13 protein-coding genes are annotated in these 14,579 nt (G+C 33.6%); 3 read left to right on the top strand and 10 right to left on the bottom strand.

Annotated features, from left to right (window positions below):
* The first annotated feature begins 25 nt into the window (after nucleotides 1–25).
* Nucleotides 26–1,492 (top strand): DUF697 domain-containing protein, encoded by a 1,467-nt coding sequence (locus tag F6K23_RS05610; RefSeq protein WP_293151771.1) that lies wholly within the window; start codon nucleotides 26–28, stop codon nucleotides 1,490–1,492.
* A gap of 978 nt (nucleotides 1,493–2,470) precedes the next feature.
* Here the strand turns inward: F6K23_RS05610 and F6K23_RS05605 are convergent.
* Nucleotides 2,471–2,617 carry a hypothetical protein gene (locus F6K23_RS05605; protein WP_293151769.1) on the bottom strand — a complete coding sequence of 49 codons (147 nt, stop codon included), beginning with the start codon at nucleotides 2,615–2,617 and terminating at the stop codon, nucleotides 2,471–2,473.
* A 79-nt stretch (nucleotides 2,618–2,696) separates the two neighbouring features.
* Here F6K23_RS05605 and F6K23_RS05600 point away from each other — a divergent pair, with 79 nt between their 5' ends.
* A complete protein-coding gene (locus F6K23_RS05600) occupies nucleotides 2,697–4,082 on the top strand; it encodes a GTP-binding protein (protein WP_293152013.1) in 1,386 nt (461 codons plus the stop codon).
* 955 nt (nucleotides 4,083–5,037) lie between these two features.
* Here the strand turns inward: F6K23_RS05600 and F6K23_RS05595 are convergent.
* From F6K23_RS05595 to F6K23_RS05565, 7 genes are all read right to left on the bottom strand, one after another.
* Nucleotides 5,038–6,129 carry an ATP-binding protein gene (locus F6K23_RS05595; protein WP_293151767.1) on the bottom strand — a complete coding sequence of 364 codons (1,092 nt, stop codon included), beginning with the start codon at nucleotides 6,127–6,129 and terminating at the stop codon, nucleotides 5,038–5,040.
* A 707-nt stretch (nucleotides 6,130–6,836) separates the two neighbouring features.
* On the bottom strand, nucleotides 6,837–7,283 hold the full coding sequence (locus F6K23_RS05590; RefSeq protein ID WP_293151764.1) for a hypothetical protein: 447 nt from the start codon (nucleotides 7,281–7,283) through the stop codon (nucleotides 6,837–6,839).
* A gap of 125 nt (nucleotides 7,284–7,408) precedes the next feature.
* Nucleotides 7,409–8,254 carry an RNA-guided endonuclease TnpB family protein gene (locus tag F6K23_RS05585; protein WP_293151761.1) on the bottom strand — a complete coding sequence of 282 codons (846 nt, stop codon included), beginning with the start codon at nucleotides 8,252–8,254 and terminating at the stop codon, nucleotides 7,409–7,411.
* Nucleotides 8,247–8,693, bottom strand: coding sequence for an RNA-guided endonuclease TnpB family protein (locus tag F6K23_RS05580; protein WP_293151759.1), 447 nt, complete (start codon nucleotides 8,691–8,693; stop codon nucleotides 8,247–8,249). Before F6K23_RS05580 ends, F6K23_RS05585 begins: the two co-directional genes overlap by 8 nt.
* A 187-nt stretch (nucleotides 8,694–8,880) precedes the next feature.
* Complete coding sequence (locus F6K23_RS05575) at nucleotides 8,881–9,027, bottom strand: hypothetical protein (RefSeq protein WP_293151756.1); 147 nt, start codon at nucleotides 9,025–9,027, stop codon at nucleotides 8,881–8,883.
* Between the two features lie 51 nt (nucleotides 9,028–9,078).
* Nucleotides 9,079–9,570, bottom strand: coding sequence for a hypothetical protein (locus F6K23_RS05570; RefSeq protein WP_293151753.1), 492 nt, complete (start codon nucleotides 9,568–9,570; stop codon nucleotides 9,079–9,081).
* A gap of 6 nt (nucleotides 9,571–9,576) precedes the next feature.
* On the bottom strand, nucleotides 9,577–10,110 hold the full coding sequence (locus tag F6K23_RS05565; protein ID WP_293151748.1) for a hypothetical protein: 534 nt from the start codon (nucleotides 10,108–10,110) through the stop codon (nucleotides 9,577–9,579).
* A gap of 195 nt (nucleotides 10,111–10,305) precedes the next feature.
* On the opposite strand from F6K23_RS05565, the gene F6K23_RS05560 reads away from it, so the two are divergent.
* Nucleotides 10,306–11,682 (top strand): NB-ARC domain-containing protein, encoded by a 1,377-nt coding sequence (locus F6K23_RS05560; protein WP_293151745.1) that lies wholly within the window; start codon nucleotides 10,306–10,308, stop codon nucleotides 11,680–11,682.
* A gap of 684 nt (nucleotides 11,683–12,366) precedes the next feature.
* Here F6K23_RS05560 and F6K23_RS05555 read toward each other — a convergent pair.
* Together F6K23_RS05555 and F6K23_RS05550 are read right to left on the bottom strand one after the other, a co-directional pair.
* Nucleotides 12,367–13,053, bottom strand: coding sequence for a hypothetical protein (locus F6K23_RS05555; protein ID WP_293151742.1), 687 nt, complete (start codon nucleotides 13,051–13,053; stop codon nucleotides 12,367–12,369).
* A 513-nt stretch (nucleotides 13,054–13,566) separates the two neighbouring features.
* Nucleotides 13,567–14,463 carry a TauD/TfdA family dioxygenase gene (locus F6K23_RS05550; RefSeq protein WP_293151739.1) on the bottom strand — a complete coding sequence of 299 codons (897 nt, stop codon included), beginning with the start codon at nucleotides 14,461–14,463 and terminating at the stop codon, nucleotides 13,567–13,569.
* Nucleotides 14,464–14,579: the final 116 nt, after the last annotated feature.

The raw sequence follows: 14,579 nt of genomic DNA, 5'->3' as shown, positions 1-14,579 counted from the left end.
AAGAAAGTTTCTGAGGATAATAAAAATGGCTATAAAATTACAAAGACCAATATTAGCAGGAGGCATCGGATTATCTCTACTGTTATGGTTATTAGATAGTGTCCAGAATTCCGTAGCAGAGTTTGGCGGAGCTACCATGTTAGGAATTATGGTGGCGGGTTTAGGAGTTTTGTTGTTAAAAAAACCAAAGTCTAAAACACTCGATAAACCTACTATAATTGCACTACCAACAAAAGAAGCAGCAGAGAAAGCGATCGCTTTATCAGTTATTACTATAGATAATATTTTTCAGGAAATAAACAGCACTAACAAATCTGAAGAAATTAGTCAACTACGTCAACAAGCAACGACACTTACTAAGGAACTAGAAAGAAAAGAATTAAGTATAGTAGTGACTGGTTATCGAGGAGTAGGTAAAACTTCTGTAGCTGAAATCTTGAATTATCAATGGCTATCTACTAATTCTCAAAAGTTAGAAATTAGCGATTTAACATGGCAGGAAGAATGGATAACAACAGATGAAAATATTCAACTTAATCCTCTTTCACCTTACGACCTCATCTTATTTGTTATTACAGGTGACTTAACAGATTCAGAATATCAAGCATTATCAAAATTAACATCTCTCGGTCAAAGTTTTATCCTAGTTTGGAATAAACAAGACCAATATTTACCAGACCAAAAACCCCAGATATTACAGAAATTGAAAGAGACTTTATCTACTATTAACTCAGAAGAAAATTTAGTAGGAATTTCTGCTAAACCTAACTCTGTTAAAGTACGCAAACATCAGCAAGATGGGAGTATTCAAGAATCTACAGAACAACCATTACCAGAAATATCTGGATTGATAGAAAAATTGAATAAAACATTAGAAAAAGAAACAGAAAAATTAGTCTGGGCAACTACTAAAAGAAAAGCAGAAATAGTTACACTTGAAGCTAAAAGTATCTTAAATAAAGTCAGACGAGAACGTGCTATTCCGATAATTGAACAGTATCAATGGATCGCTGCAGCAACAGCATTTGCTAATCCAGTTCCAGCTTTAGATTTATTAGCAACAGCAGCGATCAATGCTCAATTAATAGTAGATTTAAGTGCTATATATGAGCAAAAATTTTCCCTCGAACAAGGCAAACAAGTAGCGGGAAATATCGCAGAGTTAATGCTAAAATTAGGCTTAGTAGAACTTTCGACAAAAACATTAACTACTATCCTGAAAAGTAATACTGTAACTTTTGTAGCAGGTGGTGCAGTTCAAGCTGTAAGTGCTGCTTATCTAACAAGAGTCGCAGGTATTAGTTTAGTAGAATATTTTCAAACTCAGACAAATAGTAATTCTCTGAATATAGAGAAATTAAGCAAAATTCTACAAAGTGTATTTAGCCAAACTCAACAAAATAATTTCTTAAAATCTTTTGTTCCTCAAGTAATAAATCATATTTTGCCACAACAGAAAAAAGTTGAACTTCTGCAAACTCAGACAGAATAAAGGAAGAAGTAAGAAGGAAGAAGTAAGAAGGAAGGAAGAAAAAGGAAAAAATGGGTGGAGAGTCAAACCACAACCAATTGTAAACACCATATAGACGGTGGGGTATTAAACCCAAAAGAAAAAGATCATCTAGCTTTCATAAATTTAGTAGTTTTCTTGAGTGTAAAATTATCTGTTGTAAGTTAAAAAGGCATAAAAAAGCTAAGTATATTCAACAATGAATAATGAATAATGAATAATGAATAATTACCTCTCTATGAATTGAAGAGGATTGACAAATTCATGAAAATTTTTCTTCACAGGAGTCGATTGGATATGGCGAGGAGACCTCGCCATCCCATCCTAACGGACTGCTCCGCAAACGACCGCTTATTATCCCCTTAAAAGGGGAGGCGCATACCCACAATTTTTCGGTAATTCTAAATGCTTTGTCAAAAAATGAAACTTTTTGCCCCCTTTCCCTTTTCCATAATTCCGAAATATTTTTTTCACAACTCAAATGGAATTGCTACATATAGCAGTCGCCATTAATGTATTTGACATATCAAAAGCTTATATGAAATACTAAAATTTTTGCTACAAATACTTAGGCTATTTCAAAGAATTAGGAGTCAGGAGTCAGGAGTCATTAGCAATAGTGGAACTTAAACAAAACAGAGTTATAAAATAGTCTCAAATATATATATACATAGGGTTTAACGTCAAAAAGGAATAAATTCTCAACTGTCAAGGGTTTTCCTAGGTCATGCTGCGCAAACAGCTATTTTTATTCCATCGACGTAATTCCCCTATATAGATTGAATTTAAGACATTTTTTCCACCATAAAATAATAGCCTATATCATTTATTAGAATAAAACTCTGTTTTTAGTCAAATTGACATTTCTAGGTAAAGTTTTTTAACCAGCTAAATTATTCCCAGCATTCTTGTTTATATTTTATATTAAAACTTAGACAATGCCATATTTTTCCTTCTCTCCTAGACAACTAAAGCTTTCTTCCTTCTTGTCTTTTCTGTCTTCCTTCTTCCTTCTGCCATATAATAAAAAGCCAAGTTACTCAAAAACCTGATTCCTTTCTTCCCTATTACTTTTTCCTTCTTCCTTCTGCTATATAAGTTACTCAAAAACCTGATTCCTTCCTGCCTTCTTCCTTCTTCCCTATTAAATCTAACCTTGACTAACTCAGATATTTACTCAGAAATAGTGACAGAATATTATCAATCCCCAGAAAATTACCAGAAACAAGGTCAACTACACTGGAAACGTGCTAGGGCAAGTTTACGAAAAGCTCTAAATAGATATTCTGGTTTGCAAAATACGGCACAAAAAACAACCGCTTCTGAATTTTCATCCTCCTTAAAAACTCAATTAGATTTATTAAAATCCAATATTGATAAGCTAGACCAAGGAGTAATTCAAATCGCAGTTTTTGGTCTTGTGAGTCGTGGTAAATCAGCAGTTTTAAATGCTTTATTAAGTGAAAAAATATTAGAAACAGGTCCTCTAAATGGCGTGACTCAATGGCCTCGTGCTATTAGATGGACACCTAATATTTTTATTAATTCTCATCAACAAGAGAAAGCAAAAATAGATTTAATAGATACTCCTGGATTAGATGAAGTAGCAGGTGAAGTTCGTGGAGAAATGGCTAAGGAAGTTACTAGGAAAGCAGATTTAATTCTATTTGTTGTTTCTGGGGATCTTACCCGCACTGAATATGATGCTTTGCGTGAATTAAGGAAGGCTAAAAAACCGCTAATTTTAGTATTTAATAAAATTGATTTATATCCAGAAACGGAACGAGAAGATATTTATCAAAATTTGCAAAATATTGTTGTGGATAAGTCAGAAGAATTAGAAGATATTTATTCTCCGACAGAAGTAGTAATGGTCTCAGCAGAACCAGCTCCTATACCTGTAAGAATTGAATGGCCTGATGGTAATGTTACTCACGAATGGGAAACTCCATCGCCTCAAATAGATTCTTTGAAACAAAAAATAATTACTATCTTAGAGCGGGAAGGGCGGTCGCTTTTAGCGTTAAATGCGTTAGTACAAGCAAGAGAAGCTGAGGTAACTATTGCTCATAAAACTGTTAAGATTAAACAAGATGAAGCTGATGATTTAATCTGGGATTTTGCTAAGTATAAGGCTTTAGCTGTTGCTATTAATCCTGTTGCTATTATTGATGTAATGGGAACTACTGTAATAGATTTAGCTTTAATTCGCTCTTTGTCTCGTCTCTATAATTTGCCAATGACTAGCTATGAAGCGGGTAAACTTTGGAAAGTAATTATATTCAGTGAAGGTGGTATGTTATTAGGGGAGTTGGGAAGTAGTTTATTATTAGGTTTAGGAAAGGTTGGTGTTACTTCTTATGCAGGAGTTGCTATTACTCAAGCTTCTATTGCAGCTTATGGAATTTATGCTATTGGTAGAGCTACTAAGGTTTATTTGGAAAAGGGTTGTACTTGGGGACCTTTGGGACAAGATATCGTTATTCAGGATATTTTAAATCAGGTTGAACAGGATACAATTATCTATCGTTTACAACAGGAATTATTTAATAAGGAAGGAAGAAGTTATTGAAGAAGGAAGAAGTAAGAAGTTATTGAAGAAGGAAGAAGGAAGAAGGAAGAAGTTAAGAAATTTTTATTAGTTATTTAATCAAGAGATAAGGAGCAAGAAGTAAGAAGGAATAGGTTAAGAAATTTTCTGGAGTTATTTAATCAGCAGGCAAGAAGGAAGAAGTAAAAAGGAAAAGGTTAAGAAATTTTCTGGATTTTCATTAGTATATTTATAGAGTTGATCGGGTTACTGGGTTACTGCTGTTTTTCTTCTTTTCTATTCCCTATTCCCTGTTCCCTGTTCCCTGTTCCCTGTTCCCTAACAATGACTAAACCATTCTTGAGAATTACGATAGTTTGATTAGTTATATTTTATATATTTTAAGTAAGCGATCGCCAATTTTTTTGAAGGAAGAGAAAAGGAAGAAGTAAGAAGGAAGAGGTTAATAAATTCTCTGGATTTTTTTTCATTAGTATATTTATAGAGTCGATCGGATTACTGAATTACAGCTGTTTTTCTTCTTTTCTATTCCCTGTTCCCTGTTACCTAAAAATTACTAATTTTGTACCTCACCATTTTTGGGAATAACTATAGTTAGATTTTGCATATTTTCGGTAAGCGATCGCCAATTTATTTTGAACGAAGATAAAAGGAATAAATTATACTAAGTTGATAAATTTTTCTACAAATACTTGGGTTATTTTTAGTAGTCAATATAAATAGCTATTATTACAGAAAATCCTATCTGGGTGAGGTATACTTATAGCGAGCAAGATGCTTGCACTACAAAAAATAGGTAGTTAATATCTGTACCTCATATATTTGGAATATCCTTTGTCATTTTTTTTGCCTGAACAATTCTATTCTCTTAAATTAAATAAATATAGTTTTTCTCAGGTTAATGGAGTTCACCTATCTTGATTTCTTTTCTATTCCCCGTTCCCTGTTCCTTATTCCCTAAAGCAAGAGATATTTATCAATCTACTTCTGATAAATTTTCCTCAGATTTATCTATTTCTGAAATAGCTTTATCGTAGCGATAGAACTCCGTTCCGCTGTCGCGATCGCGAAGTTCTGGAGATAAATCATCTGGTTCTATTATTGTCTCTTTAATTTTGGTTTTTTGTTGATTAGTTTCATAGTGAGGAGAACCAATTTTTGTCTTTGCTTCTCGCACAAATTTGATTTCTTCAGCTAAGTCAAAAGAGGAAACTTTTTGAGCTTCTCCTTCTCTCATCACTGCGCGACTTGCTGCTGCAATTACAACATTTAAAATATCACCTCCGGCAAGTTCTTCTGATTCATTTGCTAACCATTCTGGATTAACATCTTCTGTAATTGGTACTTCTTTTGGTAGTAGATATTCCCATAGTTTAATTCGACATTCTTTATCTGGTAATTCAAATTCAATATGTGCCAAAATTCGGCGCACAAATGCACCATCATAATTCTTAGCGAGGTTCGTGGCAAAAATTACAACTCCATCAAATTTGTCTAATTGAAGTAACATTACAGAGCGACTAACATTAACTCCATGGTCGGAACTTTGAGTGACATTAGTTAATCTTTTTCCCAAAATAGAGTCAGCTTCATCAAAGAATAAAACTGAGTCTGTTTCTTTCGCCTTGTTAAAAGCTGCCGTAATATTTTTTGGCGTTTCACCCACATATTTAGACTCAATTTCTGCATAGTTAACTTTGATAATTTTCTTGCCTAAAAAGTGAGCGATCGCTTCTGCACAAAAGGTTTTACCTGTACCTGGTAGTCCAAATAAGTTAATTGCGGTACGCTTACCACGGGGGTAGATACTTTTTAAGTTCCATTGGTGATATAAAGTATCGTGATATTTAATTCTATTCAGTGCTGTATTAATTCTATTTTTGACAGTTGAGGGAATTATTAGATTGTCTAAACTTTTCTGGGGTTCTTCTGGAATAAACATTTCCATTCTGTTTATTTCAGTTGTTTTGTCAGAGGAGTTATTAGTGGGAGTTTGTTCGGGAGGTTTGTTTGGAATTGTACTTTTTGTTTCTTCTCTATTTATTACTTTTTCCCATCCTGTAGGCATAAATTAATTCTCCTAAGTTAATCAAAAATATAAGTAGTAGATAGTTTCAAATAAAATGATGCAATAGAAAATTAGTTAGAGATTGCTTTCCGTTCCGGAATGCTTCGCAAACACTATCCTTCGCAACTACAATTATAGCAATTAGGAATCAGATGTGAGAATTGAGGTGTTCCTTTAAAGCATAAAATATAGCAGTTATCTTATTCTTATGTATTAGTTTCTCCCCTCCATACCTATTCCCTATTCCCTCCATACCTAAAACAAAAGTCTCCAATATCTCACAACTAAAATCATATTGCTATATAATACCAATTTGAAAAAAGAATGTTACGAATAGTAAGAGCAAGAAAAATACTTTATAGGAAATATCCCTTTGAAAAAAAAGATGATTTACACCCTAAAAAATGGTATTAAAGCAATTCATTCTGACTCCTGAGGACTGACTCCTGACTCCTAAGAAATATCCTAGCTATTTGTAGCAAATATTTATCAACTTGATATAACACACTAAATTAGTTGAAACAGTCCAGTAGGTGAATTTAATTAAGGTAAAATGTCATTGCGAGGAGGAACGACGAAGCAATCCTCATTACTTTACTAAATATGCTCTGCCAATTTTTATCTTCCCCGTTTTCTGTTACCTAAAACCTGGAAATTAATACCTGACTCTTTATGAGAATTGATACATAGGATTAATGAAATAATATTTATTGGTTATCCCAAGGAAAATACCACGGAAAACTCACAGTCTTACTATCACTTTTGATAAATTCAGATCTAATTGTTCCTGGTAATTCATCCCAGTTCCAGTTAGTAGCTACTGAGAAAGATTTACCATTAACGTAATCTACATTTAGACGAATCTCTACATCATCAATAGATTTTTCTCTTGTAAAAATTAACTTAGCAGAATCCATTATTTCACGAATTTTATCGGCAATTATCGGATTTGATGCACCTTGAAGTGTTACTAAAACTTCTTCAGTAGATTCGCCTAATTTTTCTGCTAATGAAATTGCCAATCTTTCCTCAAACCATCTATCAATATTGGCGCGAGTTTCTGTTTCATTCTGTTTGCTTAAAAAATAAAATGCTCCAGAACCTAAACCTATAATTCCAGAAATAGAAAGCAAAGCAATTTTTATATTATCCATTTCTTTTTACCAATAAACAGCCATAGTTTTTCCTCTGAAAAGTTCTACTTGACTAAGCAGATATATCCATTTCTTGACATCCTCCCGACGCTGCTATACGCGAGACAGCGCGGGATTCCCATCCATCACTCGAACAGACTAAGCTGGACGAACGACTCAGGGAGGGTTGACACCTCACTGGAAAATGCTGGCTTGCCAGTCTGACGCTTCCTCAGTGTCCGTTTAATTGTCTCCGAGTGCCCCTCGGCGACTTCATCAAAAAGTGATAGTTGAATTGGGTTTTCTGTTGTTTTAGTTTCAACCTTGGTTTTTGGTTGAAAGACTTCTAAAATATTAATGGCAGCATTTATATCACGATCGTGGAATGCACCACAATTCAAACAAGTCCATTGCCTAACATTGAGTTGCTTTTTACCACCTTTAAAACCACAATTAGAACATTTTTGATAAGTGGGTTCCCACCTAGAAATGACTCTAAATTCCCTACCATGTTTCTCGCATTTAGCCTCAGTTAAAGTCCTGAATTGCCTCCATCCTAAGTCGCTGATTGCTTTAGCTAACTTACGGTTTTTAACCATGGCAGAAACATTTAAGTCTTCTAAAACAATAGTGTCGTATTTTTGAACCAAATTAGTTGATAATTTGTGCAAGAAATCTGTTCTAATGTCTTGAATTTTGGCGTGAAGTTTAGCTATTTTTAGTCTACGTTTTTCACGGCGTTTACTACCTACTTCAGTTTGGGCAAATTTACGTTGAAACTTAGCTAATTTCTTGAGGTTGTTTTTGAGAGGTTTAGGAGCTTCAAACTTCTCACCATTACTCAAAGTTGCAAAAGTTGAAATACCTAGATCGATGCCTATTGAATTACCAAGCTTTGGTAAATGTTCTGGACAAGTTTCTACAACAAAACTAGCAAAATAACGATTTGCTGAATCTTTAATTATTGTCAAAGAAGTAGGCTCACTAGGCAACTCTCACGGGCGAAACTATTTTAATCTTGCCTACTTTTGGTAAGTAAATTTTATCTGGCCCAATCTTGTAGTTTTTTCCAACAAATCTTGCAGATTGCCTAGATTTTCTCAACTTGAATTTTGGTGGTTTAACTTTAATGCCTTTTCCTTTACCTTTGCAACTATCAAAGAAGTTTTTATATGCTTTGTCTAAATCTTTGAGAGATTGTTGTAATGGAGTAGATGCAACTTCCTTTAACCAAAGCAATTCCTGTTTAGCCTGAGTTATGAATTGTTTAGTTAAGTCCACATAACCAGGTTTTTTTTTGCCGTTAGAATATAGTTGGTTACAATGTGCTAATGTGCTATTCCAAACATATCTACAACAACCAAATAGTTGATTTAATTTGGTTATTTGGATATGATTTGGATAGATACGGTATTTGTATCTGGCTTTCAATTTTATCGATCTGTTACTAATATTAATTGCTATATTATAGCATGGGTTGGCATTCCCATCCCTCCGCTCCCCTACGGGAGAGCGCGGGTATAAATGCCAATATTAGATAAATTTCAGCCTTACTTTTCTCACGACGTCAAAACTTTGCACGGAAATCTGGAGGTATTTCATCTCAATCTACTTCTTTTTATGGGTAAACTTTTACCGGAACTTTTTGACCAGATTCAAAGATTTTGATTGCCGAAGATGTAATTTGCTTTATCCATCCACCTGATGATTGTATTTCTAGTTTTATTACTTGCTTTAGCAAATATTCATGCAACTTTTTATCCATTTTTTTCACCTCCAAATAGTCAGAATTTTTCCTCTGAAAAATTCTACTTAACTAAGCATACATTTCCATAATTTCCCGGTCGCGATACTCAGTTACATCAATTTCCGCCTTACTTTTCTCTCGTTTTAACCATTCTTCACGAACATCTTGAGGTATATCCTCCCAATCTACTACTTCTTCTATCTCCGTTTTTATCGTAACTTTTTTACCAGATTCAAGAATTTTAATTGTCCAAGATGTGACTTGCTTTATCCATTCACCTGATGATTGTCTTTCTAGTTTTATTACTTGCTTTAGCAAATATTCACGCAACTTTTTCCACGCTTTACGAATAATATTACGGGTAGTAACAACAACATTATCTACAGCACTAAATGCTTCTCTTACTTGAATTTCAATTGATGGAATATTAGTTTTAATCCAAGGAAAAAGACTCTCTTCTGCCCATTTTAGAATTTGCTTCCAAAATATTATTACTAAGGTTGCTCCAAGTGCCCCTAATCCTAATGCTATTGCTATACCTATTAGAAATGGTTCTGCCATAATTTTCTACTCTATTGGATAAAGTTTCAAAGTTGATATTTTTTGACCTTTAATTAAATAGCTTGAGCGGACATTACCAGGGAGTCTATCCCAATCTAATTCCTCTTCTACTTTTTTAACTGCTGGTTGATTTTTTTTCTGATAAAAAATTTCAGTTTTCCGGTTATATGTGAAATTTTTTAATAGCTCGTAATGCACTTTAATAGTCAAAATTAATTCTTTGGCATCCTCAGCAATTTTTTCTGCATCTCCAGTTTTTTCTCTTAATAATCTTGGGTCATCTTCTCCGCAAATAATATGGGTAGCATCCAGACATAAAGGTAGTTCTTCATTTAAGTTTTCTTGAAGAAATTTAGCAACTATTTCATAAACTTCTCGTTTGTTAATAAGTAAACTATCTACTTCAAGGTCTAAAAAATCAATACTTTCAACGACCTTTTTCAGTTCGGGAGGTAATTCATCATATTGTTGCTGTAAATATCTCAGAATCTCAGAAAAATTCTCTAGAATTAATTGAACTAGCTCTGATTCTTCAGTCATAAATCTAGTTACTTAATTTTTGCTATTCTTCAATTCCATCACAAATTTATTTTGTTGTCAGTAGGAAATAATCTGCAAAAGTAGGGAGTTTAATGATTGAAAAATCTTTCTTTCGTCATTAAATTTGATTAAAAAATTTATGGTGTAGGGTAATGTCGGACTAAAATACACAAAACTCTCCTACTTACCTTATCTATGGATATCCAAGAAATATTAAATTTAGCTGACCATCTCATATTTAACAAAACAGGAAAACATTTAGATGACCTACAACAAGTAATATTACGAGGTACTTTTCAAGGTAAAAAATATTCGGAAATTGCTCAAGAATTTCAATGCACTAATGGTCATGTTAGAGATGTCGCTTCAGAATTATGGAAAACTTTTTCAGAGACTTTCGGTGAACAAGTAAATAAGTCTAATCTACGCACTACATTTGATAGATGGCAGTTTTCTGTAGGTTCATCCACAAATATAGAAAAAGACTTTATAGGAATTAACAATATAAATTTTTGCCCTGAAACTTCCCCCTCCTCAGAAACTATAAACCCTGAAAATTTTCCCCAACCAAATATCAACAAACCCCAGACTATCCCTCGACCAAAAATAGACCTCTCAGACGCACCAGACTATAAAAAATTCTACGGTCGAACCCAGGAAATAAAAACCCTCAAAAAATGGATTCTCCAAGAACAAAAAAAAATAGTGATGCTCCACGGAATGAATGGCATTGGCAAAACAACATTAGCTCTTCAACTCATCAAAAATATTCAAAATAAATTCGACTATATAATTTGGCAAAGTCTGCGAGACTCCCCACTACTCAAAACAATTCAAACCCGCTTCATTCAATTTATCTCCAACCAAAATTCCACTCTCGAAACCTCCGAAAATTCCCATCTTTTAGAAAATTTGAGAAAGCACCGCTGCCTCATAATATTAGATGACATCCAAACAATATTTAGTAGTGGCAAACTAGCAAGTCATTACAGTCCAGAACATAAAAACTACAGCCAATTTTTCCAACTTATCGCCCAACTCTCCCATCAGAGTTCTTGCCTAATAATTAGTAGAGAAAAACTCAGAGAAATTAGTACAAGTAAAAATACATCCATTCGCTCATTACACCTCAAAGGTTTAGACGAAGAAGCAACTAAAAAAATTCTCAAAGACCAAGACTTACAAATAGACGAACAATGGCAAAAACTAATTGACTTTTATCAAGGCAACCCCACTTGGTTAAATATAATTGCCACAACCATTAATGACTTATTCAGTGGAAATATCTCAGAATTATTTCAATACGACCCTCTATTTTTAGACCCAGACATCAAAGAATTGTTGCATCAGCAACTTTCCCGTTTATCAGAAGTAGAAAAACAAGTAATCTCTCACCTAGCAACCACAACCCAACCAGTAACAATTTCAACCTTATTAGATAATTTACAAATACCAGCTTCAGACTTATTGAATATCATTAAATCATTGCAGCGACGCTCCCTAATAGAAAAACAAGAAAATAATTTTACCCTTTTACCCGTGCTGAAAAAGTATGTTGAAGTCAGAAGTTAGGAGTTAGGAGTTAGGAGTCAGGAGTCAGGAGTCAGGAGTCAGAATAATGGTAATTACCACCCAAATTTATTGTCTTAACCAAAAGACGTAGCGCTATAAATAAATAGGGTTTGCTGAATAAGTCTTTTAGTAGGTGTAGGAGACAGGAGACAGGAGACAGGAGACAGGAGAAATGGCTTGGGAGCGAGGAGGTAGAAGTAAGAATTGTAAGAATGATTTTTCTGCCCAACTATGCGCCTAAAATACTAACTTTTTGAGCATTTTAGACTGAAACAGGCGCACTTTTTAAAGGCCCTAAAAAACCTAAAGTCTTTATATGTTAATGCTTTTAGATTTAATCAGCAAGCCCTAAATTATAGATAAATAAAGAATATTCCATATTTATTGCCTCCTTATTACAGAAGGTACTGATAACTGATATAGCGTTTCTCAAATTAGTGAGATACAGTTATCTTTTTGTCTTTTTTATTCCCTTTCCCTGTTCCCTCAAACCTAAAATTTTGTACCTCACGCTTTTTGGGAATTGCTATAACTTAAATGGCACTCGCTGTTGCTAAAAATTCAATTTTAAAGAAGAAATAATGAATTAATTTTCCCTTTTGCGTCAATCCTATCCGTTTCCAAGGACAGGTAATTGTTAATAATTAATAATTAATAATTAATAATTAACAATTACCTAAAATCTCAACATTTAACTATCCTTAAACCTTCTCTGAAGTGAGCAACAGTCGTTACTACTGCTACTACAAAATAAAAAATTCTAATTACCCAAAAACACAAACTCATTGCCCACGAAACAACCCCTGGTGGAACCCCTATCAAACTCACAAACTTTGAATTAACACTCTTTTCCAACCTATCTAAATTATTCATCTGTACCTTTTTATCGGGGAGAATAGGAAACTGAGCAGTATATAAATAGAAACCATAGATACCATCATTACCTACCCTTTGATTTAAAAATGAATTAGCTAGTAATTCCGCTCCATCAAGAGATAAATTTTCATTATTTGCTACCTGTTCTACCCAAATATCATATCTTACCATTTGAGTCGTGATAAAAATTATTGGCACTAAAATTATTAATATAATTGCACTCACATAACGACCTAAATACTTAGGTAAAAAAATACTTGCTAAACCAAAACCCATTCCCACAACAGCAAAAGCAACAATATTAAAAAGTTCAACTATTTCTATCCCTCTTAAAAAATCGCCAAAGAGAATTAAACTATATAAAAATCGATCCGCTAATTTGACAGATATAATTTTGGCAGAAATTATTGTGCTAAAAATAAATGAAGTACAAAATATATAAATAGATAATTTAATCAAGAAAAGAAAAAATATACTAATTTTTCGGATGAACATGGCAATTTAATAGTTACAGCAAAAAAATCATCTATATCCTCAGATTATTGTGAGAGAATACTTTCAGGAGTAAGTAACTGTGGAAATTCTATATTTGAAGATTTAAAGTTAGGCGTTCGCCACCGATAACCTATATATTTAAAAATTTCTATGAAGAGGTACAGTTTAATACTAATTTATATTCCCTATTCACTAAACTCCAAAACTGTTGTAATACTTGAACTCTTTAAGGGGTGCATCTCAATTAAGCGATAAATAATTATACTTAAAAAGAGGGAATACTCAAACCACTTGGTAATTTACAGGTAAACTCAGACTATAGAGAATCCTGATTTTTGGGGTGCATCTCATATTTACAAAAATACTTTTTTTCTATTCCCTATTCCCTCAGAGCGATAAATTTTTGGCTTTCTTCAAAACTGAGATGCACCCTCTTTAAGATAAAAATAGAGCAAATATATGAGGATAAATTAATGAGTTATTAAAATGAAAGAGATTTTATTTTTTGCCAATTTAGCAGTTATAGTCATCACGGTTATTCACAACTCCAATACGCAAAGCAATGCGTTTATATTTAGTAGAATCGTAAGCTTTTCCAGTGTGCATAACTTGGGAGTTATCCCAAAATACAATATCTCCAGCTTGCCAAACATGACGATAAATAGGTGTAGAATTAAGAGCTTTCTCAAATAACTCTACCCAATATCGTTTTGCCAAATCAGGTTTATCCTCAAGTCCCTGTAGAATGGAAGTGTCTGAACCCAAATATAAACCTTTACATCCAGTTATTTGGTGAGTTGATACTAAAGGATGCAGTTTCCGGGGAAGCTCAACTCCTGGTTGTGGAGATACAGGAGAAAGATGATACATTGAAAGCTGTTCTAATTGCTGCTGATATTCAGATTCAAAGTTATCATAAGCTTTGATCATATCTAAAAAATCAGTAGTATGGGGCTGTCCATCAATGCCTTCTGAAGGGATAGTCACACCATATAGCATGACTACATAAGGAGTATTCATTCCTAACCCATCAGTTCTTGGGAGAAGGTCTTTGTCGTGATGCCATTGCCAGGCAATCTTATCTACCACATTATCAGATAATCCTTTAGGATTCCCTAAAATACCACACCCTGAACTTTGTAAGTATGCAGGAATTTCAGGGTCTAGGGGTTTTGGGGGGCGATGACCAAGACTTGAATCTCTAAAGGTCTGTCTGGCAAATTCTGTTAACTGAGATGCCGTAAGATTTTGGTTGCGGATGAAAATAACACCATTTTCCCAGAGATTTTCCTTCAATTCTTCTGCCTGTTTTGGACTTAAATTCACAAGATTACAGTCTGGAAAAATTTCTTTACCAAGCCGATAATTTTGATATTTTTCAATACTTATATTTTGCCTAATAGCATTCATAATTCATACAAATCACTTTTTTCATTTCACTGTAGCACTTATTTGAATTAAATACTATCCCCAGGATATTTGACTCTAGATATAAATTTTGTCTGAACCAGACTAAACAATAATTA

The sequence above is a fragment of the Okeania sp. SIO2C9 genome, from assembly GCF_010672455.1.
In the GTDB taxonomy this organism is placed as follows: domain Bacteria; phylum Cyanobacteriota; class Cyanobacteriia; order Cyanobacteriales; family Microcoleaceae; genus Okeania.
The sequence above is the reverse complement of the archived record's forward strand: the minus strand, read 5'-3'. Positions and strand labels throughout refer to the sequence as shown.

Coding starts and splice junctions, on each gene's coding strand:
- F6K23_RS05610 (WP_293151771.1), top strand. CDS start 26: ATGGCTATAAAATTACAAAGACCAATATTAGCAGGAGGCATCGGATTA.
- F6K23_RS05595 (WP_293151767.1), bottom strand. CDS start 6,129: ATGCCTACAGGATGGGAAAAAGTAATAAATAGAGAAGAAACAAAAAGT.
- F6K23_RS05590 (WP_293151764.1), bottom strand. CDS start 7,283: ATGGATAATATAAAAATTGCTTTGCTTTCTATTTCTGGAATTATAGGT.
- F6K23_RS05575 (WP_293151756.1), bottom strand. CDS start 9,027: ATGGATAAAAAGTTGCATGAATATTTGCTAAAGCAAGTAATAAAACTA.
- F6K23_RS05570 (WP_293151753.1), bottom strand. CDS start 9,570: ATGGCAGAACCATTTCTAATAGGTATAGCAATAGCATTAGGATTAGGG.
- F6K23_RS05565 (WP_293151748.1), bottom strand. CDS start 10,110: ATGACTGAAGAATCAGAGCTAGTTCAATTAATTCTAGAGAATTTTTCT.
- F6K23_RS05560 (WP_293151745.1), top strand. CDS start 10,306: ATGGATATCCAAGAAATATTAAATTTAGCTGACCATCTCATATTTAAC.
- F6K23_RS05555 (WP_293151742.1), bottom strand. CDS start 13,053: ATGTTCATCCGAAAAATTAGTATATTTTTTCTTTTCTTGATTAAATTA.
- F6K23_RS05550 (WP_293151739.1), bottom strand. CDS start 14,463: ATGAATGCTATTAGGCAAAATATAAGTATTGAAAAATATCAAAATTAT.